The sequence below is a fragment of the Bradyrhizobium roseum genome, assembly GCF_030413175.1.
Classification (GTDB): domain Bacteria; phylum Pseudomonadota; class Alphaproteobacteria; order Rhizobiales; family Xanthobacteraceae; genus Bradyrhizobium; species Bradyrhizobium roseum.
Genome location: NZ_CP129212.1, coordinates 4,934,985 through 4,957,131, shown reverse-complemented (window position 1 = coordinate 4,957,131; position 22,147 = coordinate 4,934,985). Strand labels below are relative to the sequence as shown.

27 protein-coding genes and 1 tRNA gene are annotated in these 22,147 nt (G+C 62.5%); 18 read left to right on the top strand and 10 right to left on the bottom strand.

Going from position 1 to position 22,147, the window contains the following annotated elements; translation table 11 throughout:
• Nucleotides 1–388: 388 nt before the first annotated feature.
• The 3 genes from QUH67_RS23565 to QUH67_RS23555 all read left to right on the top strand — a co-directional run bounded on the left by QUH67_RS23565 (nucleotide 389) and on the right by QUH67_RS23555 (nucleotide 2,243).
• Complete coding sequence (locus QUH67_RS23565; RefSeq protein WP_407080476.1) at nucleotides 389–778, top strand: hypothetical protein; 390 nt, start codon at nucleotides 389–391, stop codon at nucleotides 776–778.
• 324 nt (nucleotides 779–1,102) lie between these two features.
• On the top strand, nucleotides 1,103–1,816 hold the full coding sequence (locus QUH67_RS23560) for an outer membrane protein (RefSeq protein ID WP_300941659.1): 714 nt from the start codon (nucleotides 1,103–1,105) through the stop codon (nucleotides 1,814–1,816).
• A gap of 187 nt (nucleotides 1,817–2,003) precedes the next feature.
• A complete protein-coding gene (locus QUH67_RS23555; RefSeq protein ID WP_320416154.1) occupies nucleotides 2,004–2,243 on the top strand; it encodes a hypothetical protein in 240 nt (79 codons plus the stop codon).
• Between the two features lie 81 nt (nucleotides 2,244–2,324).
• Here the strand turns inward: QUH67_RS23555 and QUH67_RS23550 are convergent, their stop codons facing one another.
• Nucleotides 2,325–2,579 carry a hypothetical protein gene (locus QUH67_RS23550; RefSeq protein WP_300941657.1) on the bottom strand — a complete coding sequence of 85 codons (255 nt, stop codon included), beginning with the start codon at nucleotides 2,577–2,579 and terminating at the stop codon, nucleotides 2,325–2,327.
• A 207-nt stretch (nucleotides 2,580–2,786) separates the two neighbouring features.
• Here QUH67_RS23550 and QUH67_RS35020 point away from each other — a divergent pair, with 207 nt between their 5' ends.
• From QUH67_RS35020 to QUH67_RS23540, 3 genes are all read left to right on the top strand, one after another.
• Entirely contained in the window at nucleotides 2,787–2,894 is a 108-nt protein-coding gene (locus QUH67_RS35020) for a glucose transporter (RefSeq protein ID WP_407080344.1), read from the top strand.
• Nucleotides 2,895–2,959: 65 nt separating this feature from the next.
• On the top strand, nucleotides 2,960–3,325 hold the full coding sequence (locus tag QUH67_RS23545; protein WP_300941655.1) for a hypothetical protein: 366 nt from the start codon (nucleotides 2,960–2,962) through the stop codon (nucleotides 3,323–3,325).
• Nucleotides 3,322–4,170, top strand: a complete 849-nt coding sequence (locus QUH67_RS23540; protein ID WP_300941653.1) for an alpha/beta fold hydrolase — start codon at nucleotides 3,322–3,324, stop codon at nucleotides 4,168–4,170. The genes QUH67_RS23545 and QUH67_RS23540 overlap by 4 nt, the downstream gene beginning before the upstream one ends.
• Nucleotides 4,171–4,297: 127 nt before the next feature.
• On the opposite strand, the gene QUH67_RS23535 is transcribed toward QUH67_RS23540, so the two are convergent.
• Both QUH67_RS23535 and QUH67_RS23530 read right to left on the bottom strand, forming a co-directional pair.
• On the bottom strand, nucleotides 4,298–4,771 hold the full coding sequence (locus QUH67_RS23535; protein ID WP_300941651.1) for a hypothetical protein: 474 nt from the start codon (nucleotides 4,769–4,771) through the stop codon (nucleotides 4,298–4,300).
• Between the two features lie 187 nt (nucleotides 4,772–4,958).
• A complete protein-coding gene (locus QUH67_RS23530) occupies nucleotides 4,959–5,183 on the bottom strand; it encodes a hypothetical protein (RefSeq protein WP_300941650.1) in 225 nt (74 codons plus the stop codon).
• A 372-nt stretch (nucleotides 5,184–5,555) separates the two neighbouring features.
• Between QUH67_RS23530 and QUH67_RS23525 the strand changes: the two genes are divergently transcribed.
• On the top strand, nucleotides 5,556–6,530 hold the full coding sequence (locus QUH67_RS23525) for an alpha/beta hydrolase family protein (protein ID WP_300941648.1): 975 nt from the start codon (nucleotides 5,556–5,558) through the stop codon (nucleotides 6,528–6,530).
• An 11-nt stretch (nucleotides 6,531–6,541) separates the two neighbouring features.
• On the opposite strand, the gene QUH67_RS23520 is transcribed toward QUH67_RS23525, so the two are convergent.
• The gene (locus tag QUH67_RS23520) at nucleotides 6,542–7,081 is read right to left on the bottom strand and encodes a MarR family winged helix-turn-helix transcriptional regulator (protein ID WP_300941646.1); all 540 of its coding nucleotides are present in this window, start codon (nucleotides 7,079–7,081) and stop codon (nucleotides 6,542–6,544) included.
• A 376-nt stretch (nucleotides 7,082–7,457) separates the two neighbouring features.
• On the opposite strand from QUH67_RS23520, the gene QUH67_RS23515 reads away from it, so the two are divergent.
• On the top strand, nucleotides 7,458–8,987 hold the full coding sequence (locus tag QUH67_RS23515) for a porin (protein WP_300941645.1): 1,530 nt from the start codon (nucleotides 7,458–7,460) through the stop codon (nucleotides 8,985–8,987).
• Between the two features lie 598 nt (nucleotides 8,988–9,585).
• On the top strand, nucleotides 9,586–10,251 hold the full coding sequence (locus tag QUH67_RS23510; RefSeq protein WP_300941644.1) for a class I SAM-dependent methyltransferase: 666 nt from the start codon (nucleotides 9,586–9,588) through the stop codon (nucleotides 10,249–10,251).
• Nucleotides 10,252–10,752: 501 nt separating this feature from the next.
• Here QUH67_RS23510 and QUH67_RS23505 read toward each other — a convergent pair.
• Both QUH67_RS23505 and QUH67_RS23500 read right to left on the bottom strand, forming a co-directional pair.
• Nucleotides 10,753–11,028, bottom strand: coding sequence for a hypothetical protein (locus tag QUH67_RS23505; protein WP_300941642.1), 276 nt, complete (start codon nucleotides 11,026–11,028; stop codon nucleotides 10,753–10,755).
• Between the two features lie 432 nt (nucleotides 11,029–11,460).
• Entirely contained in the window at nucleotides 11,461–12,165 is a 705-nt protein-coding gene (locus QUH67_RS23500) for a recombinase family protein (RefSeq protein ID WP_300941640.1), read from the bottom strand.
• A 200-nt stretch (nucleotides 12,166–12,365) separates the two neighbouring features.
• Between QUH67_RS23500 and QUH67_RS23495 the strand changes: the two genes are divergently transcribed.
• The 3 genes from QUH67_RS23495 to QUH67_RS23485 all read left to right on the top strand — a co-directional run bounded on the left by QUH67_RS23495 (nucleotide 12,366) and on the right by QUH67_RS23485 (nucleotide 13,619).
• Nucleotides 12,366–12,491, top strand: coding sequence for a hypothetical protein (locus QUH67_RS23495; RefSeq protein ID WP_300941638.1), 126 nt, complete (start codon nucleotides 12,366–12,368; stop codon nucleotides 12,489–12,491).
• A gap of 281 nt (nucleotides 12,492–12,772) precedes the next feature.
• Complete coding sequence (locus QUH67_RS23490) at nucleotides 12,773–12,988, top strand: hypothetical protein (RefSeq protein ID WP_300941636.1); 216 nt, start codon at nucleotides 12,773–12,775, stop codon at nucleotides 12,986–12,988.
• Nucleotides 12,989–13,022: 34 nt separating this feature from the next.
• Nucleotides 13,023–13,619: a Fic family protein gene (locus QUH67_RS23485; protein ID WP_300941634.1), complete on the top strand. Its 597-nt coding sequence runs from the start codon at nucleotides 13,023–13,025 to the stop codon at nucleotides 13,617–13,619.
• Between the two features lie 354 nt (nucleotides 13,620–13,973).
• Here QUH67_RS23485 and QUH67_RS23480 read toward each other — a convergent pair.
• Nucleotides 13,974–14,048, bottom strand: a tRNA-Thr gene (locus tag QUH67_RS23480).
• 175 nt (nucleotides 14,049–14,223) lie between these two features.
• On the bottom strand, nucleotides 14,224–14,640 hold the full coding sequence (locus tag QUH67_RS23475) for a hypothetical protein (RefSeq protein WP_300941633.1): 417 nt from the start codon (nucleotides 14,638–14,640) through the stop codon (nucleotides 14,224–14,226).
• A 143-nt stretch (nucleotides 14,641–14,783) separates the two neighbouring features.
• Here QUH67_RS23475 and QUH67_RS23470 point away from each other — a divergent pair, with 143 nt between their 5' ends.
• The 3 genes from QUH67_RS23470 to QUH67_RS23460 are packed head-to-tail and all read left to right on the top strand — an operon-like array spanning nucleotide 14,784 to nucleotide 16,856.
• Entirely contained in the window at nucleotides 14,784–15,071 is a 288-nt protein-coding gene (locus QUH67_RS23470; protein ID WP_300941631.1) for a dienelactone hydrolase family protein, read from the top strand.
• A gap of 56 nt (nucleotides 15,072–15,127) precedes the next feature.
• Nucleotides 15,128–15,823 carry a sulfite exporter TauE/SafE family protein gene (locus tag QUH67_RS23465; protein ID WP_300941629.1) on the top strand — a complete coding sequence of 232 codons (696 nt, stop codon included), beginning with the start codon at nucleotides 15,128–15,130 and terminating at the stop codon, nucleotides 15,821–15,823.
• A 58-nt stretch (nucleotides 15,824–15,881) separates the two neighbouring features.
• Nucleotides 15,882–16,856 (top strand): Bug family tripartite tricarboxylate transporter substrate binding protein, encoded by a 975-nt coding sequence (locus tag QUH67_RS23460; RefSeq protein ID WP_300941628.1) that lies wholly within the window; start codon nucleotides 15,882–15,884, stop codon nucleotides 16,854–16,856.
• Between the two features lie 264 nt (nucleotides 16,857–17,120).
• Here QUH67_RS23460 and QUH67_RS23455 read toward each other — a convergent pair whose 3' ends face one another.
• Nucleotides 17,121–18,182 carry a class I SAM-dependent methyltransferase gene (locus tag QUH67_RS23455; protein WP_300948146.1) on the bottom strand — a complete coding sequence of 354 codons (1,062 nt, stop codon included), beginning with the start codon at nucleotides 18,180–18,182 and terminating at the stop codon, nucleotides 17,121–17,123.
• 163 nt (nucleotides 18,183–18,345) lie between these two features.
• On the opposite strand from QUH67_RS23455, the gene QUH67_RS23450 reads away from it, so the two are divergent.
• Nucleotides 18,346–19,323: an AraC family transcriptional regulator gene (locus tag QUH67_RS23450; RefSeq protein ID WP_300941627.1), complete on the top strand. Its 978-nt coding sequence runs from the start codon at nucleotides 18,346–18,348 to the stop codon at nucleotides 19,321–19,323.
• Between the two features lie 3 nt (nucleotides 19,324–19,326).
• Here QUH67_RS23450 and QUH67_RS23445 read toward each other — a convergent pair whose 3' ends face one another.
• Nucleotides 19,327–20,964 carry an alkaline phosphatase family protein gene (locus QUH67_RS23445; RefSeq protein ID WP_300941625.1) on the bottom strand — a complete coding sequence of 546 codons (1,638 nt, stop codon included), beginning with the start codon at nucleotides 20,962–20,964 and terminating at the stop codon, nucleotides 19,327–19,329.
• A gap of 236 nt (nucleotides 20,965–21,200) precedes the next feature.
• Between QUH67_RS23445 and QUH67_RS23440 the strand changes: the two genes are divergently transcribed.
• Nucleotides 21,201–21,644, top strand: a complete 444-nt coding sequence (locus QUH67_RS23440; protein ID WP_300941624.1) for a hypothetical protein — start codon at nucleotides 21,201–21,203, stop codon at nucleotides 21,642–21,644.
• A 92-nt stretch (nucleotides 21,645–21,736) separates the two neighbouring features.
• The gene (locus QUH67_RS23435) at nucleotides 21,737–22,114 is read left to right on the top strand and encodes a hypothetical protein (protein ID WP_300941622.1); all 378 of its coding nucleotides are present in this window, start codon (nucleotides 21,737–21,739) and stop codon (nucleotides 22,112–22,114) included.
• Nucleotides 22,115–22,147: the final 33 nt, after the last annotated feature.

Sequence of the window (22,147 nt, the reverse complement as noted above, 5' to 3'; positions counted from 1 at the left end):
TAATTCTACACCGAAGCCCGTTGAGGTGAACCCCCGGCGCGCAGGAACATTCCCGTCCCGTTCCCTCGATTCACCGATTTTGATCGCGCTGCATCATCATCGGATTTGAAGAAGATGTCATTCAGATGAACGGAATCCCAAATCCCGCTTCAGGGGAGGTTCAGTGCGGAGCCGCCAGCTTCATCGGTCAGGCGAGATCAGGCCAGGCATGCTCAAGACCATTTCCGTGGCACTCGTCTCAATTTTTCGAGAGCGAAAGCCATGGGATAACCGACATGAGGTAACCGAGGGGCGAATTCCATTCTCACGCCGGGCGGTTTATGAGACGGCGGAGGACGGGAGAAGAATTGGCGTGAAACGTTCGGTCAAATTCGCGGCGATGATGTCGATGCCGATCGCGCTATCGGCGTGTGCTGCCACCAGCGATGAAGGCAAGTCGATTACCTTTACCGACGACCGCGGCGTCTCCAGCCAGCCGTTTCCGAGGAATTACCGCACCGAATTGCTGGCGTTCCTGAAGACCTATCTCAACAATCCCGTCGGCGTCCGCGACGCCGTCATGGCAGAGCCGGTCGAGCGTGTCATCGGCGGACGGCAGCGTTATGTCGTCTGTCTTCGGTTCAGCGCGCGCGAATCCGACGGTGGTTACCGGGAGCCGCGGGAGCGCGCCATGCTGTTCGTCGACGGCCGCCTCGACCGCATCCTCGAAAACGCGGCCGAGCCCTGCGCGGGGCTGGCGTACGCGCCTTTCGCGGAGCTGGAGAAATTGACGCGCTGATCGCCCGCCGGCGTGCGCGTGCCAAGCCGGGCGCTGGCCGGATCTCGGTAGCCGGGTCGGAGGGCCTGGGAAGGAACCGTGAACGAATTTGGATCACTTTTCGAGGAGGCTTGAACCTTGCCTTAGTCATCCCCGACCCCAACTAGGTGGAAAGCCGGATCCTTAACCGTCGAAAAAGCCTTTAATGCGAGGGAACTAAATCGGTTTGTTGCCATGCGGCCACAGTCGCGCGCCATCTGGTCGCTGCCACTCGCCGCAAAGCAACCCAAATGAAGTCACGTTGTTTGGATTGGTATCTGCAACGTTCGTAACGGGGATAGTCAAATGAAGAAGTTAGTGCTCGGGGCTGCCGCGCTGGCCGCCATGGTTGCGCCAGCTTTCGCGGCCGACATGCAAGCCCGGCCCTATACCAAGGCGCCGGCCTATACCGCGCCCCAGGTGGTCTACAACTGGACCGGGTTCTATGTCGGCGGCCATGTCGGCGGCGCCTTTGCGGGCAACACCTCCCTGCAGGGCAGCGACGCCCGCTTCATGGGTGGTGTCCAGGGTGGTTTCGACTATCAGTTCGCCCCAAACTGGGTCATGGGCGTCGAGGCCCAGTACAGCTGGCTGCCCAGCAACAACAATGATGGCGTGCTGTTTCCCGGTGGCACCCTCGTAACCTCCAACACCGACCAGATCGGCTCGGTGACCGGCCGGATCGGCTACACTTGGGGGCCGGCGCTGCTCTACGCCAAGGGCGGTTACGCCTGGCGTGACGGCAACAATATCGGGGTGTCGGTGGCCGGTGTGCCGGCGGCATTCACCACCAACGGCAGCCACAAGGACGGCTACACCGTCGGCGGCGGCCTCGAATACATGTTTGCCCCGAACTGGTCGGCCAAGGCCGAGTACCAGTATTACAATTTCGGCAATACCACCTTCACCGCCGGCCCGGCCGACGTCGCTGGCCGCAGCTTCCGCAACGACGAGCACACCGCCAAGGTCGGCGTGAATTACCGGTTCGGTTGGGGCGGCGGGACTGCCTCCCGATATTGATGGAGCGCTTCGCATCGACATCCAAAAGGCCGGCGTCATGCCGGCCTTTTCATTGGCGCAAGGCCTCTACGATGTGCCTTGCGGGTTGCATTCTCGAAGGCGTCAAAAAAAATTTCGCGGTGCACGCAACTTTTCGTCATGATGCGCTATTATGAGTATCAGCCGGGCTGGGTTGGACATTAAAAACATGCGTGCTTTTGCGTTAGGGCTGATCTTTTCTGCAGCGGCTTATCCGTGCCTCGCTCAAACGGTCCTTAAATCCGAACCGTTTATTCTTGCTCCTTATGAAGTGGCCTTCGTGCAGGATACCGCCTGCGGGGTCGGCAAGGTGCGCAAGGTGACCGGCGCGATCCGGGGACTGCAGCGCCGTAAGGCGTGTGTTGCTGTGGCTGCCGAACAGGCATCGCTGGTTTCGGCGACGCCCTAGAGACGATTTCAGACTTTAATCTGCCGCCTGGGCTTATCCCGGCGAGGGATGCCTGTCGGCATCCGGTGACCGCCTTCGTCCTCATGACGCCAGCTGCAATTCCGTCTGCGCGTCGCGCTCGGCTTCCGCCTTGTTGCGGGCGGGGTCTTCGTGCGGCTCGAGCTGGCAGGGCTTGATCTCGTAATCCTGGTCCAGAACGGGTTGAGGACCCTGCTTGTGGCGGGGGGAGACGACGTCCACCACCAGCCCGCTCTTGCGGGCGATCGCCCAGACGTCGGCGGCGGTCGGGTAGGCCTTGCTGAGCTTGGCATCGTTCGAGAACAGCGCGTAGGGCATTGTCGGCTCCGGTAAAAACGGTCAACGCGGAAGCGGCGGCCGGGTTTCAGACGTGGCTGCCATGTCGGCATTCGAATGCTGGTTTCGGGAGCAAATTGGCTCGTTTCGGCCCGTTTTCGTGGAGTCTCTGAGTCTTTAACGAGACGTAAATCCCGGAAAAAAGAATCCCCGAGACTCATCAAGCAGAATCGCCGGATGTTTCGGGCCATGATGACGAGCCTCCAGACCTCCAGCACGCGTGTCCAACTCAGGCTGACGATCTGCCTTCTGGTCGCCTGCGCCGCCAACGTGGCGCTGGTATGCGCCTGGTTGTAGCGCCGGCCGATTGACGGCGGCCGCATTCCACGGAACATGGCCCTCAAAAGCGGATGGGGGTGGAAATGATCGAAGCGCTGCAGCGGCGGGTCAACGACGATGAGGGTCTGGTTCGGCGCGGCCGCTATCTGACCACCAGCTTCCTTCTCGAAGTCGGCGCCACGCCTTGGTTGATCTCGATCTTCGAGGGCCGAATCGTCTCGGTGACGCCGGGGCCGTTCGTGATGCCGTCCTCGTCCTTTGCGCTGCGGGCCTCCGAGGCGGAGTGGAAAAAGTTCTGGAGCCGGCGCCCGCCGCCGGGCTCGAACGACCTGATGGCGCTGATCAAGCGGCGCGCGCTCAAGGCCGAAGGCAATCTGCAGATATTCATGTCCCACCTGCGCTACTTCAAGGAAGCCCTTGGCAAGCTGCGCGAAGGAGCCGCGGCATGAGCGTGAGATTCGAGCCGATCGTCGGCCGCTACATGCATCTCGACCTGTTCGGCCGGCCGCACCGGGTCTATGTCGAGGAGGCCGGCGAAGGGACGCCGCTGTTGTGCCTGCACACCGCCGGCAGCGACGGGCGGCAATATCGCGGCCTGATGAACGATATCAGGGTCACCCGGAACCACCGCGTGATCGCCTTCGATATGCCCTGGCACGGCAAATCCTCGCCGCCTGCCGGCTGGCATGAGGAGGAGTATCAGCTCACCTCGGCGCAATACACGGCGATGGTGCTGGAAATCTCAGGCGCGCTCGGCCTCGACAGACCGATTCTGATCGGATGCTCGATCGGCGGCCGGATCGCGCTGCATCTGGCGCTCGAGCATCCGGAACGATTCCGCGCCATCATCGGTCTGCAGGCCGGCGCGCATGTCGATCCCTATTACGACCTCAACTTCCTGCACCGGGCGGACGTGCATGGCGGCGAAGTCTGCGGCGCCATCGTCTCCGGCCTGGTGGGCCCCGATGCGCCCGACAACGAGCGCTGGGAGACGCTGTGGCATTACATGCAGGGCGGTCCCGGCGTCTTCAAGGGCGACCTGTACTTCTACAAGCTGGACGGCGACATCCGCGACCGCGTCGCGCAGATCGACACGCGGCGTTGCCCGCTGTTTCTCCTGTCCGGCGAATACGACTATTCCTGCACGCCGGAGGAGACGCTGGCGGTGGCGAACAGTATTCCCGGTTGCGAGGCCACCATCATGAAGGGACTGGGCCACTTTCCGATGAGCGAAGATCCGCAGGCGTTCCTGGCGCATCTGCTGCCGGTGCTGGAGAAGATCGCCGGCAGGTAGGCCTGCCCGGGGCGGGGTCCGAACACAAAATATCGAAAACAACCCCATGCAAAGTAGAGCCGGGAAACAGTTATCCGATTTATCCTGTTGAAATAACAGGATATTTTCCGGGGTGCGGCCGCGACTGTTAAATCTCCTTGAGGGAGGCATGGACCTTGGCCATCGTCGCCGTGCAATAGGCCTCGCGCTCGCGGTTGAACCGTTCCTGATGGGCGCGGAAACTGGCCACCCGCGCCCGGATCTCGGACTGGAAATCCTCCCGCAGGTCGGGGCGGGAGATGGAAATCGGGACCGGTAACTCTCGTGGCGCCTCCGCCGACACTCTTATTGCAGGCGCAGGTATGGCACGTGCTTGGACCTCTGCTGCCTGCGCAGGCGGGTGGGCAACCGGCGTCTGGACCAAGGGAACGGCGAGGTCGGCAAGCGCCACCGCGGCTGGGCGCTCGGGTTCGAATGTATCTGCGGAGGCCGGCGCGGCCGACGCCGCGATCGCCGTGGGGGCCTCCGGCGTCCTGACGGCGTCCGGTGCCTTGCCGGTCACCGACTGAACGAACGCCATCGTCTGTGCGATCAGAAGATCGCGTTCCTTCATCCATTTCATGCAACACCTCGGCCGAACTCACTCGATCAAACCGCTTTTGCGGAAGCAAGCGAATGGCGAGACGGTGGTGGATAACTCCCACGCTTTTGCGCGCGAGGTGACAAAACGGTGACAGTTGATGGCTGTCCGCGTGCATAGGGCATCAGATGGCCATGCGGATTCAATGAAGAAAAAAACGGCGCGGCGTCTATCGTTCGCGCGGGTTTGTGTTCGGGACGAAACGTTCGCCGACCACGCGGACCAGCGGTTGGTCGCTGACATCCGTTCTCCCCTTGCGAGGTGACGGCGTGGGCTCGGTGGCGCCCTGCATGCGATCGGCTATCCGAACCGGCCTTGTATCGGCGGAGCCGACCAGTGCAGCGCCGCCAGCGAACGCCAGGCTGACCAGGGTGACGGCAGCCAGCAGAACCATGTTGCAGTTTTCTTCCCGAATCCTCATGCCGCAGCAACGTGGCCAGCAATGAAGAGTTCCAGTGTCCTATCTTCGACGCGTTCGAACCACATTGTTGCCCGGCTCCACGGTACCAGGTTGACGTTGCGCCTCCCAGCGCGGGATGCCTGCCATGCATGATGCGCCGACCCCTAACGAAATTGTGTCGGCTAACAACACCGGAACAATAGTAGACAGTTGACGCAATCAACTTAGCACCGCCGGTAAATGACAGTTCACTTCAGTCCGCAAGGCCAGGATAAATGGCTGGACAACGATGAGTTCTCGACCGAATTCCTCAAGCTGCTGGCTGCGGCTCAGGAAGGCGGCTCGATGGTTTCGGAATGTTTCCTGGTGGCGAGCCGGATCGATCCGCACGATCGCGCCGACTCCTGGCACCGTGAGTGGCTGAGGATCGCCGACCTGAATGCCGCGCGTGCCGATGCGGCGCTCGCGGGCGGTCATGCGATCACCGCTCGAAGCAATTGGCTGCGCGCGATCAACTATTATCAGGCCGCAACCTTCGTACTGGATTCCACCGATGCGAGACAGCAGCGCGCCATTGAGTCGATGCGAGCCTGCGCCCGCCGCTACGTTGCGCAGGTGACGCCGGCCGGTGAGACGGTCGAGATCCCCTGGCTGCAAAACCATCCATTGGAAGGCTATTTCGTGCCGGCGCCGCCCACTTCCGGCCGGACGCCTGTCGTCGTGTGCATCGGCGACCCCGGACACCGCAAGGAAGAATATCTGTTCAAGGTGGCGCGTTATGCCCGGGAGCGGGGAATGGCGCTGCTCGCCGTCGATCTGCTCGGTTCGGGCACCGATGCCGATTTCGAGGCGATTGTCGGCCGACGCGATCTGGAGTCTTCGATCAGCTACGTGATGAATTACCTGAGGACGAGGGACGATGTCGACGAACGTCGGATAGCCATCGTTGGCGATGGCGCAGGGTCGTCGTTTGCCGCCCGTGGCATCGCGCTCGACAATCGCTTCGCCGCCGCGGTTTGCGACGGCGGGCTGTGGGATATCCACGAGCGCGAATTCCTGACGAATCGGTTCGCGCCGGCTGGCGGAGGAATCGAGGAAAGCTGGCCCGGGCTGAGATTTCATTGCCCGGTCTTGATCACCGTCGGCGGGCAGGGCTGGCTCAAGAGCGATGTCGTTACCGATCTATTCGAACGGCTGAAGTCCCGTCATCGTGATATTTCACTGAAGATCTTCGACAGTTCGGAGACGGCGGCGGCACAGGCCCACCATGACAACCCCACGCTGGCCAACGAGTTCATCTTCGACTGGGTTGCCGATCGCCTCGACCGGGTACCGGCCTGAAGCAGTGAACGTCATATGCCCATCGAAACCTTCAGGCAGGCCTTCTCAAGACGGGCCTTGAGCGCTGTGAGCTTCTCTGTGAACTCGGCAAGGTCGCGGTCGCTGAATTCGGCAAAGATGAAGTTGTTGAGCTCTTCCTGCTGGGAAGCCAGGGCTGCGATGTGCTTGTAAGTCTTGTCGGTCAACGACATCTGCACGACCCGGGCATCGTCGTCCGAGGTCTTCCGGCGCATGAAACCCTTCTTTTCGAGCATCTTGGATTGGGTCGTCACGAAGGAAGGGTCGACATGGAGCATCTTCGACACCACCTTGACCGGCACGCCCTCGCCCTGGTCGAGATCGGCCAAGGCCATCAGGATCATCCATTGCGGGCCGCTGACCCCGAGGGTTTTGGCCCAGAAGTAGCGAATCTCCTGCAGGTGGACGTTGATGGCGGCGATCTCCCAGGCGAATCGTCGGGCGATGTCGTGGTTCTTGCCGCCCGACGCCCCGGACTCGGCGCGTTTGGCGCGGCTGGATGAGTCCGATCCCTTGCGGGGTTCCTGTCCCATGGCTGTTCGAGTTCCGCCGTACCTGGAAAGACACCTTAGCTTATTTCATAAGAAATTCATTCAATTGGCACGTCCAGCAGTGTGATGCGCTGAAATATCATACGCCGGAGCGGTGTTGCTGCTGCGACACAGTCGGATGGGATAGAGATAGCTGAGTTCATAAAGTATTTTGATTAAGTAAAATGCGCATGCATAGTTCTGGAGACGGTCCGGGGGGTCCTCGATCGTTCCGTTTTAGTGGTTCGCTTAAGTCCCTCGCGTTCATGCGGGTGTGTCCGAAGACGCGAAACGACTGGGCGGCTTGCAAGGGCGGACCATCCTCTGGGGGATCAGTCAGAGGTCCGCCCTTGTCCACAGAGCAACTTGGAGGTTAACAATGAAAGTGATCAAGAGCCTTGTTCTCGGCTCAGCGGCGGGTCTCATCGCCATGAGCGGGGCGCAGGCTGCCGATCTTCCCGTCAAGGCCAAAGCGGTCGAATACGTGAGGATCTGCTCCCTGTACGGCGCGGGTTTCTTCTACATCCCGGGCACCGACACCTGCATCAAGCTGGGTGGCTACGTTCGTGTCGACACCACGTTCAACGGCAACACCTACGGTGGGCCGGCCTGGTCGGGCGATCTCGGTCAGCAGAACCGCTACCGTGACTACTTCTCGTCCCGTTCGCGTATGGCGCTGACGATCGATACCCGCACTGCCACCGAATACGGCGTCGTCCGCACCTTCGGTCAGGGCGACTTCCAGTTCAACAATTTCGGTGGAAGCACCAGCAACCCGACCGCGCTCGCGACCTTCGATGCGAACCGGCTCTCCACCGCTGGCGGCGGCTATGTCGCCGTTGAAATGGTGTTCATCCAGTTCGCCGGTTTCACCTTCGGTAAGTCGGCTTCGGCTTACGCGACGCCGTGGAATGGCTATCCGGGCAACAACAACTCGTTCCTGATGGGCGGCGCCGACTACGTCACCGGCGTCAACAACATCCAGTACACCGCGCAGTTCGGCAACGGCGTGTCGGCCACCATCGGTCTCGATGATCCGACCGTGTTCAACCGCACCGCCGTGCTCAACCTCGGCGTCGCCGGTGGCGCCACCTCGGCTGGCGCGAACGCCTACGGCGGCACGCATGTTCCTGACATCGTCGGCAACATCCGCGTCGACCAGGCCTGGGGTCTGTTCCAGGTTTCGGGTATGGCGCACCTCGTGAACGCTTCCTACAACATCCTCGGCGCCGGTGGCGTTCCGAACGCTCTGTCGGAAATCTCCGGTCACCCCGAAGACAAGTGGGGCGGTGCGGTGATGGCCGCGTTGCAGATCAAGAACCTCCCGACCGGTGCGGGCGACGATTTGAAGATCGACGTCTCGTACTCCAAGGGTGCCACCAAGGCCGTGATCTCGACGTCAGGCGCCTCGCCGAACTTCGTGATGTTCGGCGGCAGCGGAAACGGCGCTTACCAGAGCATCGGCTTCGGCCAGACCGCCGACGCGGTCTACGTGCCGGGCGGCGAACTCAAGCTGGTGGACGCATGGGGTGTCCGTGGTGCGTTCAACCACAACTGGGATCCCTACTGGTCGTCCAGCCTCTGGGGCAGCTACTCCCAGGTGCGTTACGGCGGCAGCGTGCTCGACGTGACCTCGGCCAAGGGCGCGTGGTGTGCCAACTACTCCGTCGGCAAGGGCGCAGGCTTTACCTGCAACCCGGACTACAGCGTTGCCCAGGTGGGTCTGACCACCCGCTGGACTCCCGTCAAGAACCTGACGTTCTCGGCTGAAGTCGGCGCATTCTTCCTCGACCAGAAGATGTCGGGCGTTGCCAACCTGACGGCTGCGGCTCCCAAGCCGACCACTGTGTACGAGTTCAAGGACCAGAGCACTGTGTTCCTGAACGTTCGCGCTCAGCGCAACTTCTGATCCCGAAAGACTTGAAACACCGAGAACCCCCGGCAGGCAACTGCCGGGGGTTTTTCTTGGTGTATCCGGAGGTCTGCTGATTTTCGGTCGTGCGATGGATGGGGGCGGCGGCACGAAACGGACGTAAGTCGCTGTAACGAATGCTTGAAAATCTCAGAAAATTAAAAAATATGATTTACTCAGGTAATTGTGTAATCTATTATGATCCCAAGGCGACCGGCTCTGGTTGCCTCTTGGTCTCCACGGAGACGCAACACTACTTACGTTAAACCTCCGAAACCTCCGGGAATGCCCTCCCGGAGGTTTTAACGTTTGGAGCTGGTCCCGTCCGGCGGCCTGATTCGATCGCTCGGACGTGGCGGAAATAGCTGCGTGCGCCGATGAAGCTGCGCTCGGTTTTGAACGTGTTTTCTTCGAGCAAGCCGGCGGCCGGCCGCGGATGGGGCTGACGGCACGCCTTGCTTGAAACGCTCTCGCCAAAGTTGCTGTCGAGGCGGGAGTTGTTCAGGGGACGGTTCAACCGGGAGCTTGCTGCCCGAATTGTTTCTGGATATTTCTGATTGTATGAAGTGCAATCAGCTACCATGAACAATCGAAGATGAGCCTGATACGACGTCTTCGGAGGAAGCTCTTCCCGCCCGGCCAAGCGATCGAAGGGTACGAGAATGAAGAACTGGTCGACACGATCTTCCGCAAGACCGTAGCCTATGATCCGAAAGGCGATTGGGCGCTGGTGTCCGACATCAAGACGGTGCTCGATTTCGGCGGCGGCGCAGGCCTGCACTACAAGCTGGCTCGCCTGCAGAACCCCGACATCCGCTGGGCCGTCGTGGAAACCCAGGCGATGGTTCGCCGCGCCAGCGAACTTGCAACGGACAGGCTGAAGTTTTTCAGCGACATCGGCCCGGCCGCCGATTGGCTCGATGATGTCGATCTGATGCATTCCAACGGTGCGATCCAGTACGTTCCCAATCCGATCGAGGTCGTCCGGTCGCTGTGCGCGGTACGCCCCGCGGCGATCGTGTGGAGGCGTGTGCCAACCAACGACGGTGAGGCGGAAGTGCGCGAGATGCAGACGTCATTCCTCAGTGATAACGGCCCGGGCTCGCTGCCGTCCGCGAGCGACAAGGTCGTGCGGTACGAACGACACCGGATCCCGGCGCAACCGTTCCTCTCGGCGCACGAAGGCTATCGGATGACCGAGCGCAGTTCCGATCCCCTGGAACGGCGGACCGAGCAATTCCGGTTTGTTCGAACCGGCTAGCGTTCACACCGGACGGGAAAGAAAGACCAATAACTTCAATAGACATATGGTGCCGGTTGAGAGGATTGAACTCCCGACCTTCGGTTTACAGAGCCACGGTACGGGTGTGAGTCCGCCAGCTCTTTCAAGGCGACGGTCCGGCCGAAATCACAGGAAGCGAGAAAGGGCAGTCCAAGGCTGCAAGGTTGGGGACATCCTGGGACATGTCTCTCGGGCCGTCTTAGCCGGTCAGCCACGATGAGACGAACTGTCGAGCCGCGGAGATGATGTGATTAGGCCAATGTACCCAAGGGATTGGTAGGCGGCTGCAAGCGACGCCCCTTTGAGCGCCCACCGGATGGCGTGGCGTCTAAGGTCCGCAAGCGGACAGGGCTCGCCTGCCGTGGCAACAAGCTCAGGGCGCCGCACGTCCGATACTACGCAGTCCCATTCACCTGATCCAGTCACCTACGGATATTGGCGGACGTTCTATCATCTCAGCCTCGCGCAGCGGATGGCATGTCAAAAACGATCCAGCACCCACGCGACCTTCGTGCGGCACACCTTTGGCTGTTCAACTATCAGCAAGTGGCCGGGCCCTCCCGCGGTGGCGATGCAACGGCCGTTCGCTGACAGCAGGCAACTCGGCTTAACGCGACATTCCATGGTCAGCGTGGCGACCGCTGTAAGCGACAGCCCCAGGAACAGGGCGAGCGCCAGCAGGCATCGCGCCGTGAAGATGCGGCCAAGCCAGTGCCATTTTGAAAGCGGTGCCCAGTCGGGAGACGCAATGCTCATGCAATCCATCCTTGCGACTATGGGAGGGCGATCACGACGTCGCCCCATGCGAGCCGGCACCGGAGGTGCTTCCCGTTGACCACACGGGCATCCTGCGCGCCGGCGACGCGGAGGCGACCATCAGAGGTGACGCGGTGGATCGGCTCGCGATTGCATTCCTTGGCGATGTCTGCGACCGCGGCGAACGATAGGAAACCGAGAACAATGGCGAGTGCGAGCGCCGAGATTTTCCAACTTAGCCAAGGCCACCTCACTTCAGGCGACCGATCGGGCAGAGCTATGGTCAAGGTACGCAACCTCCGAATCGTTCATTCGGAGGCTGACTGTAGCACACCTCGTCGGTGACGGAGGACGCGCAAGGCCGTTGCGGAGGTCACTGGTGCGTTGCCGGCGTCCTGGGACCCCGAAAAACGGACGCACGGCTGACCCGCGCTAGTCCAGCATCGAGGCAACGGCGCTTGCCGAATAGGGATTGCCTCCGGGCCGCTTGCTGCCCTTGCCTTTGATCGAGACGTGGCCGGTCTCCGCGAGCGCTGCGGAGATTTGGCGCAGCGATATCCGGGGCTGCTGTGCACGCAGCTGGCGTGCCATCTGCACGGCCGCTGGGGCCGTTTCAGTGAGGGCCTTGCGGCCCTCGACCTTGGCGCCGGTCTTGCGGCGTTTGCGCTCCCGTGCGCCCCGCAGCTTCGCCACCGTCATCGCCTTGTCGAATTGTGCGACGGCCTCCAGGATCTGGCGGACTAACACAGCGGTGGGCGTGTCGTCGACGAACTGGTCCGGCTTGTCGGCGGCGATTATGTTGATGTCGTCGGCGCGCAGGCGCCGATACCCGGTTTCCTGCACAATCAGATCGCGGGCGAAGCGGTTGGCAGTCTCGACGATGATGGTGCGCACGCCGTTGCCGGCGATCTTCCCCAACGCCGCTGCGAAGCCGGGACGTACATCGATCATGTCGTCACCGGCGACGGCGGGATCGTCGAACCAAGCAACGACCGTGTAGCCGGCCTTGTTGGCAAAGGCTTGGATCGCCTTGCGCTGGCGGGGGACGCTGTCCTTGCCGTCGCCGACGTTGGTGGCGGAGCTGGTCCGTGTGTAACCGATCGCCGCTTTGCGCTGATTTTTCTCTTGGTCAGACAAAATCTTAGCCTTGAATTGTACTTAATTCATCAGAATTATGTACAACGCTATAGGGCCGGGTCAAGCTGCCGCAGGTGCTAACCTGGTGGCTCTCAAACAGGAGGAGGCGTTAATGACCAGTAGATTGGAGCTTTTGGGCTCGAGCCGAACGGCAGCACATCCGCGAACAGATTGCGTACCTAAAAGCTGGAGCAAGGGTCATGTCGCCCAGCGGCGAGGACATCACCGCGGCTCGGTTAGAGAGTTTGGCCATTCACTTGGAAGGCGTCGATGAGGCGCTGAAGGAGATCGACCAGACCCCGAGGGCCGCCGCCGGGGACGGGTGATCGCCGTCGAACGGGGGCGGTGAGCGAACAAAGAAAAAATATCGGGACGAGTGCACGCGATTGTGTGCGTCTTTAGCGGCGGGTTGCCGTACGTGACACTTTTGGGACACCGGCCCACAATTCACGGTTCGGTGTTGCCGACCCGCCAATTTCCCAAGCGAATCTGGTACGCCGCCGATTGGAAATATTTTCTATCCCCGCTGTTCTACGGGGGGTGGTCGTTATACCTTCTTAAGAAATGGCTAAGGTATCTTGGCCCACGAAACTCGGGAGAACCAAAAATGGCTATCAGAAAATCGGCACTAAAACAGGCTCCCGCGCGCCCGGAACTTGACCGCCTTCTGCAACAGGCCCGGGAAACCGGCGTGACGAATGAGCAGTTGTTTCAACAGCGCATCAGCTTTGCGTATGGGAACGCACCGGAGCATTCCGGTATTACCAAGGAAACGGCCACTAAGGCAGCCGGCAGCATCCTAATGCGGACCACTGTCAAGTGAGCAAGGGAGAGCCCGCTGAGCGGGCTCTTTTTGTATGATCGTATCGGAAGGTGACGACCGAGAGCTATACGATCTGGTGCAGGAGAAGAACCTGTTCCGGCAATACGATCTTCTGACGAATTGCGTCGAAATCGGACTAAAGCAGGGCCACACTGCCTTCGACAAATTCACTCTTTGGTCGCTCAATCATGTCGCAGTCGCCAATATATCCCAATTCGGCGGCCGATTTCGAGAGGAGCCCATATACGTAGGCAACCATCTGCCGCCCCACTTCAAAGATGTGCCCGAGTTAATGGATCGGTTCATTTCGACGATCCACGAAAACTGGTTCAATTGGAGTGCCACGGAAATGGCGGCCTATGGCCTGTGGCGGTTGAATTGGATCCACCCGTTTATTGAGGGCAATGGTAGAACGGCCCGCGCTACTTGCTACTACTTGCTTTGCACAAAATCTGGCGGATTGTTGCCGGGCAAGAAGATAGTCCCTGAACGTATTCGCGAAGATCGGCGCGGATATGTCGACGGCCTCCGCGCGGCGGACCGGGCTTGGCACGAGGGAAATTTGGACTTTTCCGAGCTCGAAGCTTACTTGGCTCGATTGCTAGAGGCCCAGCTGCGGGACGCCGACTAGAGGCGGAATCAGAACGGGACCTCATAGTCATCGTTGGGCGGCCGCCAGCCCCGCGGCTTCAGGCTCGGTGGTCGAGCAACGTCCGCGACCGCTTCGCTGATCCGACCTGGTAGTATCGGGATCGTCGTGCTCATGGTTTCTAGGGCCGTCTGCAGTCGGATCAGTTCACTCCTATGGCGGCCGACAAGGTCCAGCATATAGACGATCGGCCTGCCGCTTGTCGGATTCAGGTTCGTCACCACGTCGTCAAATAATCCTGAATTTGGGACTGATAAGACCGCTGTTTCCGCCGTTCTCGCCGCGTTCGCCGCAGCTCGAAAGGAGGGAAAAGTGCTGTAATTTAAGGGGTGTTTGTGGTGCCGGTTGAGAGGATTGAACTCCCGACCTTCGGTTTACAAAACCGCTGCTCTACCGCTGAGCTAAACCGGCGATTCGAAGTGGCCGGGGCGGGAGGACAACGTCCCGCCGCGCGATCCGGGCTTCGGCGGCTCGAATATCAGACTTGGCCGCCAAGGGCCAGAACCCAAGCCGCCGCTTTCACCGCTCCCGCATGAAAAAGGCGGCCCTTGCAGCCGCCTTTTCCCGAACGCGATTCGCAATGCGCCTATTGGCAGAGATGCTGCCGGCCGTCCTCGCCGCGGAACACCGTGCCGGGAACGCAGACGAACCCGTTGCGGCGGGCATATTCGTTGCCACCGAACGGCGAGGTGGCGATCGCAGCCGCCGTGCCGACCGCGCCGCCGACGACGCCGGCCGCGACATGGCCCGGCCAGAAGCCGTCGTTACCGTCCCAGCGGTTGTAGCTGTTGTGCCAGGCACGGCCCTGATCAGCCGCATCGCGATAGACCTGACGCTGATAGCTGCCGGTGTAGGGGCTCCCGGGTCCCCGGTTCTGGCAATTGGCGTTCGGATAGAATTGTGCGCAATAGCCCGGATTGGTGACGACTTCTTGCGCCATGGCAGGACCGGCGAGCGCGGATGCCAGGACCGCCGCGGCGGCGAGCAGGTTCGATTTGGTCATTGCAGGACTCCAATGTAGATGCGCCACGCTAAGCACTCGCTTTGATGATCGTTCCGGCACGGCCCTTTCAGAGGGGTCAAACCGACGTGATGCGAGCGGCCGGCGAGGCCGCTGCCCATCTGCAGGAGGTAGCAAGCTGATCGGTGGCCGACGCGCCGAACCGACCGAATTCGGGTGCGCGGTACAAGGCCAGCGTGCTGGTCTGTACCGGTGTCGACGATCCGCCGGCGCCACCGCGACCGGTCGTCGATTTTGAGACAGAGTTGCGAACCGGCGGGGTCGGGGACCGGCATGCCATCGCCTGCGGCAACACGCTGCATGGCTTCACCAACCCTGCCGCCAACGGCGCGATGATGCGCACCGCGCTGGATCATGGGCGGGCCGACCGCCGCTCCGGGCGTCGATCAAAAGCCCGTCTGATGAAGCCTTGACCTGACCGGGGCTTCCGGCTGGTATCCGACCAGGTACAGAGCGAAGTAGGGGGCGTATGTTCGGAATTCTTGGGCTGGGGTTTTTGCTGGGCATGCAGCATGCGCTCGAGGCCGACCATATCGCCGCCGTATCCAGCATCGCCGCGCGCCGCAGCCACGTCCTCGACATCGTCAAGCACGGGCTGACCTGGGGCCTCGGCCATACGCTGACGCTGTTCGTGTTCGCCGGCGCCGCCATCCTGCTCGGCCACGCGATTCCCGAAAGCGTGGCCCGCCCGATCGAGACCGCGGTTGGAATCATGCTGATCGGACTCGGCGCCCATGTGCTATGGCGGCTGTGGCGCGACCGGGTGCATTTCCATCGGCACGGCCATGGCGACGGCACGGTGCACTTCCACGCCCACAGCCATGCCGGCGAAACCGCCCCGCATCAGCGCACCGCGCATGCGCATGACCATGGCTTCCGCTGGCGCACGCTGCTGGTCGGCCTGATGCACGGCATGGCCGGCTCGGCGGCGCTGCTGGTGTTGGCGGTCGCACAGGCATCCGGCCCGGTGGCCAGCCTGGGCTACGTCGCGCTGTTCGGCGTCGGCTCGATGATCGGCATGGGCGCGCTGTCGACGGTGATCGCGGTGCCGCTCGCGGTCTCCGCGCGCCGGCTCACCTGGGCCAATCGCGGCCTGCAGGGCGCAGTGGGGCTTGCCACTATTGCGATCGGGGTTATGACGGTGGCCGAAACGGCGCTGGCCTGACGCCGGTGGCGTTGGCGGGCTGATCTACAAATATAACCATAAGGTTGGAGGAGACGGGATGAAACGCCGCGATTTTCTGGCCGGAAGCACCGCAACGGCATTGACCGGATGGGCGGGCCGGGCGCTGGCACAATCGGGCCCGCTGACAAAAATCATCTTCCCCTTTGCGGCCGGCGGCGGCGGCGACGCACTGTGCCGCCTGCTGGCGCAGCACATCGGGCCATTGCTCGATCGCAACGTCATCGTCGAGAACCGCACCGGCGGCGACGGGCTGATCGGCATCAAGGCGGTGAAGGGGGCCAACCCCGATGGCGCCACCATCCTGGTCACCACGGGGCCGACGATGTACCTGCTGCCGATGGTCGAGACGACGCCGAGTTTCGACGCGGCAAAAGACTTCGTGCCGGTCAGTCAGCTCACGCGGTTCGAGTTCTGCGTCTTCATCGGCAAGGCTGTTCCTGCCGAGGTGAAGGATTTCAAGCAATTCGTCGCCTGGCTGAAGGCCAATCCGGACCAGGCCACCTTTGGCGTGCCCAGCAACGGCACCATTCCGCACTTCACCGGCTCGCGCCTGGAGCAGGCGCTGGGTATCAAGCTGACCCGCGTCGCCTATCGCGGCGGCGCGCCGATCGTCAACGACCTCGTCGGCGGCCATATGCCGTTTGCGATTTCCACGCTGACCGACGCCATCCCGCAGCATCGCGCCGGCAACGTCCGGATTCTCGCGATCGGCAGCGCGCAGCGTTCGCCGTTCCTCCCCGAGGCGCCGACCCTGAAGGAGAGCGGCGTCGACCTGGTGGCGGACGCCTGGTACGGCATGTGGCTGCCGGCCGGCGCGCCGGTGGATTTTGCCAAGAAGCTGAGCGAGGCGGCGGCTGCCGCGCTCGCCAAGCCCGAGGTGAAGGAAAAGCTCGCGGCGATCGGCCTGATCCCGGTCGGCTCGACGCCCGAAGGCCTGACGAAAGAGCTCGCCGCCAACACCGCGTTCTGGCAGCCGATCGTGCAGGCGACGGGATACAAGATCACGAACTAGCATCGGCGCTGGCGCCACAACATGCGGCGTAGCTGCAGGGGAGATCGCGGCATGCTTCGTGCGGGCGCTTGGCGCGGTGGTGCCGGATGGCGCGCGCCACCGCTGCGATCGAACAGGCGACCCAATAATCGAGGATCCAGCCGGCCTGGCCAGGCTCCCGTTTGCCTTGCTTTGCTTGAAATGTCTGCGTCATGAAAAGATATCCTTGCCAAAGGCGAGCATTGGCTGCTCGTGACTCACAAAAGGGTGCAGCGCCGTTTGACCTCACCGCCGTGCTTCGAGCACGATGTTGAAGGGCGTCTCGGCGGCGATCCGGACGCGGCCAAAGCCGGCGTCGCGCAGAACCATATCGAGCCGTTTTGGCCCGGCCTGCCCGCCGAGCGCGAGCCCGACCTCCTGCGCCAGGGAAACCGGCGTGCAGATCATGGTGGAGCCGGCATAATAGAGGCGGCCGACCGGATTGATATTGTCCTCCAGCCTGTCGCCGGCGCGCGGCTCCACGGCCATGAAGGTGCCGTCGGGCGTCAGCGCCTGCAATATCCGCCGCGCCGCCCCGACGGGATCGCCAAGGTCGTGCAGCGCATCGAAGCAGCAGATCAGGTCGAAGTCGCCGCCCGTGAAATCCTTGGCGGTTGCGACATCAAACCTCGTTCTCGCCGCCACACCACCGCGCTCCGCCGCGTCGCGGGCGCAGGCGATCGAATCCGCGTGGTTGTCGACGCCCCAGAACGTGGAGTTCTCGAACGCTTCCGCCATCAGGATGGTCGAGGCGCCATGACCGCAGCCGATATCGGCAACCCGCGCGCCGCGCTTCAGCTTGTCGACGACGCCGTCGAGGGCCGGAAGCCATTCCTGCACCAGGTGAGCCTTGTAGCTCACGGCGAAGAAGCGTGACATTCCGCTGAACAGGCAGCTGCACCGCTCGTGATAACCGGCGGCACCGCCATTGCGGAACGCCTTGCTCACCTTGGGCTGGTCGATCATCACGGCCTGGCAAACCTCGAACGAGCCGAGCATGTAGACCGGGCTGTCCGGGTTTCCGAACACCATGGCCTGCTCGGGATTCATCGAAAAGCGCTCGCTCGAAACGTCATAGTCCAGATAGCCCGCGGCGGCGTGGGCGCTGAGCCATTCGCGCACCATGCGTTCGACCGTCCCGGTACGGCGCGCCAGTTGTTGCGGCGTCACCGGTCCCGCTCCGGCAAGCGCGCTGTACAGCCCGAGTTCGTCGCCGATGCGCACCAGCGGCGCAATCATGGCGGCGCCCAGGTCACCCAGCATCCGCGTCACGAAGTCTTCCAGCTTCTGCTGGTTCAGTTCTCTCACCATCATGTTCATTGCAGCCTCCATTGCTGCGCCGGACATAGGTCCTTGCGCGGGCGAGGCAAATGACCAGACTGCCGGATGGCTTGACTGAGCGTCTAAATCATTCCTATTTTTTGCCGTTCGTCCGAAGAGCGTGATCGAGCGTCCGATTGGAGCTGCGACGATGGGGGCGGATGCCCTGTCCGATGTGTTGCGCGCCGTACGGCTCAGCAGTGCAATGTTCTTTCATCTCGACGTCCGCGCGCCATGGGTCGCCGCGGCGCCGGCATCGGCTGCCTGCGCTTCCGCCGTGCTGCCGGGAGCGCAGCATGTCATCGAATATCACGTCGTGATCGATGGCAGCTGCTGGGGCGGGCTGATCGATCAGCCATCCGTGCGGCTCGACGCCGGCGACATCATCGCGTTTCCGCAAGGCGCGGCCCATGTGCTTTCCAGCGGTCCGGGCATGCAGGCGATTCCTGACATGAGCTACTATCATCAGCCGACGACCGATCAGCTGCCCCATCGGATCCAGTTCGGTGACAACGGACCTGCCGACGCGCGCATTCTGTGCGGATTTCTCGGCTGCGATGCGCGTCCTTTCAATCCGCTGCTGGAGGCACTGCCGGCGGTCATGCACCTGCGGCGAAGTTCCTATCGCGAGAATTCGGGACTGGCCTTCCTGATCCGTGCCGCAAGGGCCGAAACCGAGGAACGCCGGACCGGCGGAGAGGGCGTCCTCGCCCGGCTGGGCGAGTTGCTGTTCGTCGAGGCGATCCGGTGCCATATCGAAGCGCTTGGCCCCGAACAGACCGGCTGGCTGGCCGGCCTCGGCGACCGACACGTCGGTCAGGCGCTGAATCTTCTGCACGGCAACCCTGCTGCGGACTGGACGCTGGATGAACTCGCGAAGTCCGTGGGCCTGTCACGGTCGACGCTCGCGCAGCGCTTCACCCATCTGATCGGGCTGCCGCCGATGCAGTACCTGACGCGCTGGCGCATGCAGCTCGCGGCCGGCCTGCTCGCTTCCGGCCGCGATCCGGTCGCGCGCGTGGCCGAAGCCGTCGGCTACGATTCCGAGGCCGCCTTCAACCGCGCGTTTCGCCGGATGGTAGGAACGCCGCCCGCCGCCTGGCGGCAGGCGCAGATATCGTCGGAGTAGCAATCAAGGCTTCATCCCGATCTTCTCCCTGATCGCGCCGAGTTCGGCCTCGTCCCAGATGCCGATCAGGACGCCGTTCTTCACCTGCAATTGCTGGGCGGCATAGGCTGCGATCTTGGCGTTCGGCGTCGTGATGTGCATTTTCGGATGCAGCGCCCAGTCGAACAGTTCGGACTGCAGCCGCGCGACGACATCGGCGCACGCAGGATCAGCGCCGCGATCGACAAACTCCTGCGGATCGGTTTCGAGATCGTAGAGCATCGGGCGGAAGCCGGAGGCGTGGATGAATTTCCAGCGGCCGTCGAACACCATGAACAGCCGGCAGCGCTCGATCGGCTGGTTCAGCATCACGCGGACATCCTGCATGGCGTAGTCGTATTCGGAGAACACCACCTTGCGCCAGTCGGCGGGCTTGCCGCCGTGCAGCAGCGGCAGGAGCGAACGGCCTTCGAGGATGTGGTCCGGCGGCGTCGAGCCGAAATAGTCGAGGAAGGTCGGCGCCAGATCGATCGCCTCGACCAGCGCGTTGCTGACGGTGCCGCGCGTGGCGTCGGCGGCCGGCGAGGGATCGATCACAATCAGCGGGATTTTGGCCGACTGCTCGTGGAACAGGTCCTTTTCGCCCATCCAGTGGTCGCCGAGATAGTCGCCATGGTCCGACGTGAACACGACCATCGTATTGTCGAGCAGGCCGCGCGCTTCGAGGAAGTGCATCAGGACGCCCATCTGGTCGTCGATCTGCTTGATCAGGCCCATATAGGTCGGGATGACCTTTTCGCGCGCCTCGTCGCGCGACATGTTGCGGGAATAGCGCATGTCCATGTAGGCGGCGAACACCGGGTGCGCGTCGGCGCGTTCCTGCTGCGAGCGGATCGCGGGCTTGACGTCATCGGGCCCGAACATGCTGGCGTAGGGCTCCGGCGCGATATAGGGCCAGTGCGGCTTGATGTAGGACAGATGCAGGCACCAGGGCCGGCCGTCGTCCTGGGCCTCTGCGATGAACTCCATCGCGCGCCGCGTCATGTAGGGCGTTTCGGAATGCTCGTCCGGCACGCGCGCGGCCTTGTCGGCGTGGACCAACAGCCAGCCGTTCTGCAGGGAGCCGTCGTCGGCCGCGCCGGAATTGGCCCAGTGCTCCCACGGGTTCGGCGCGTCATAGCCGTGTTTGCGCAGGTAATTGTCGTAGGCCGGGCGCGGGCGGCCGGTCGGGTGCAGGCCGTCGTCGCGCTCATAGGGCTCAAAACCGCATTCCGAGACGTGCACGCCGATGATGGAATCTGGGGGGATGCCGAGATTCTTCAGGCCCTCGAGGTCGGGCGCCATATGCGTCTTGCCGACCAGCACGTTGCGGACGCCGATCTTCTTCAGGTGATCGCCGAGCGTCGGCTCGCCGACGCGCAGCGGCCAGCCGTTCCAGTGCGAGCCGTGCGAGCGCATGTAGCGGCCGGTGTAGAACGACATCCGCGATGGGCCGCAGATCGGGGATTGCACATAGGCGTTGGAAAACAGCACGCCGCGTTTGGCCATCGCGTCGATGTTCGGCGTCTTCAGGACGGCGTGGCCGGTGCAGCCGAGATAGTCGTAGCGAAGCTGGTCGCACATGATCCAGAGCACGTTCTTCGCGGGCGTTTTGGTCGTCATCCTGGGCATTTCGCTGGGGTTCGGAGGGAGCGAAAGAGTGCGATATCGCAGCCCAAATGACAATCGAGCGGCTCTGACGTTCGGGAGGCGTTAACGATTGGATAGCGGCTTTTTCCGCAATTGAACGGCCTTCCATGTCGGCGCGTTAGCCTTATCGCCAGTTTGGCCGGCCCCCTTAACCCTCCAATGGGGTTGTTGGATTAGATTGAGACGCGAGGAAAACGGGAACCCAAGCGATGCGCATCGGTGCGGCACTGGCACTTTCCATGGCGATGACTCCGGCCGCCTTTGCCGGCGGCGGATTCGAGATCGTGATTCCGGGCCGTCCCGGCGTCCCCGTCATCATCAACGGTGTCGACGCCTCCTATGCGGTGGTCGAGGGCGACTGGGGGCTGGGCAAGGGCACCCACGTCCAGCCGACCGTCTATGGCGGCCGTTATGTCGACCCGGTGCCGCATGTCGGCCGTTACTATCCAAGCTCCGGCCGCATGCCCGGCTATGGGCGGATGGAAATCGAGCCGCCGGCGAACCGTAAATTGCCGCAGCCGGCCGAGAGCTATCACCAATCCTGGTCGGCGCAGTCGGCGCCGCTGCCCGCCCAATCGAACGTCCCCGTCGATCCGCCCGCCATCATCTACGCGCCGCAGGGTGAACGGCGCGGTCCGCCTTTTCCACGCTGAGCATGATCCGGAAAAGTGGGAACCGGTTTTCCGAAAAGATCATGCTCAAGAAAGACCAGAGCATTCAAACCAACCAAACACCGGAGAGAGTAATGCGTCATTTGATTAAGGGATTGATCGCCGCCGTGGCCGTGATGGCCTCGGCCCCCGCCGCGATGGCCTGCGGTTATGGTGGCTGCGCCGCGCCGGCCTATGCCGCGCCGGTCGTGAGCTATGGCTATGTCGGCTGCGGCGATTGCGGCGGCTGGGTCCGCGAGCGTCTGCCGGACCCGCAGCAGCAATATTACTGGGTCAACCAGGGCCCGACCTATACCGGCCCCGGCAATCTGGCGCCGCGTCCGGTCTATCGCGAGGGTTCCATTTCCGGCTACGGCCATGGCTACAATCGCCCGTATCATCGCGCGCACCGCCATCACCACCACCGGCACGGCTACTACCACGGCCGCAAAGTGCTGAGCCGCTACAACTGATCCAGCGGTGACTTGAACGTTTCAGCGCCCGTT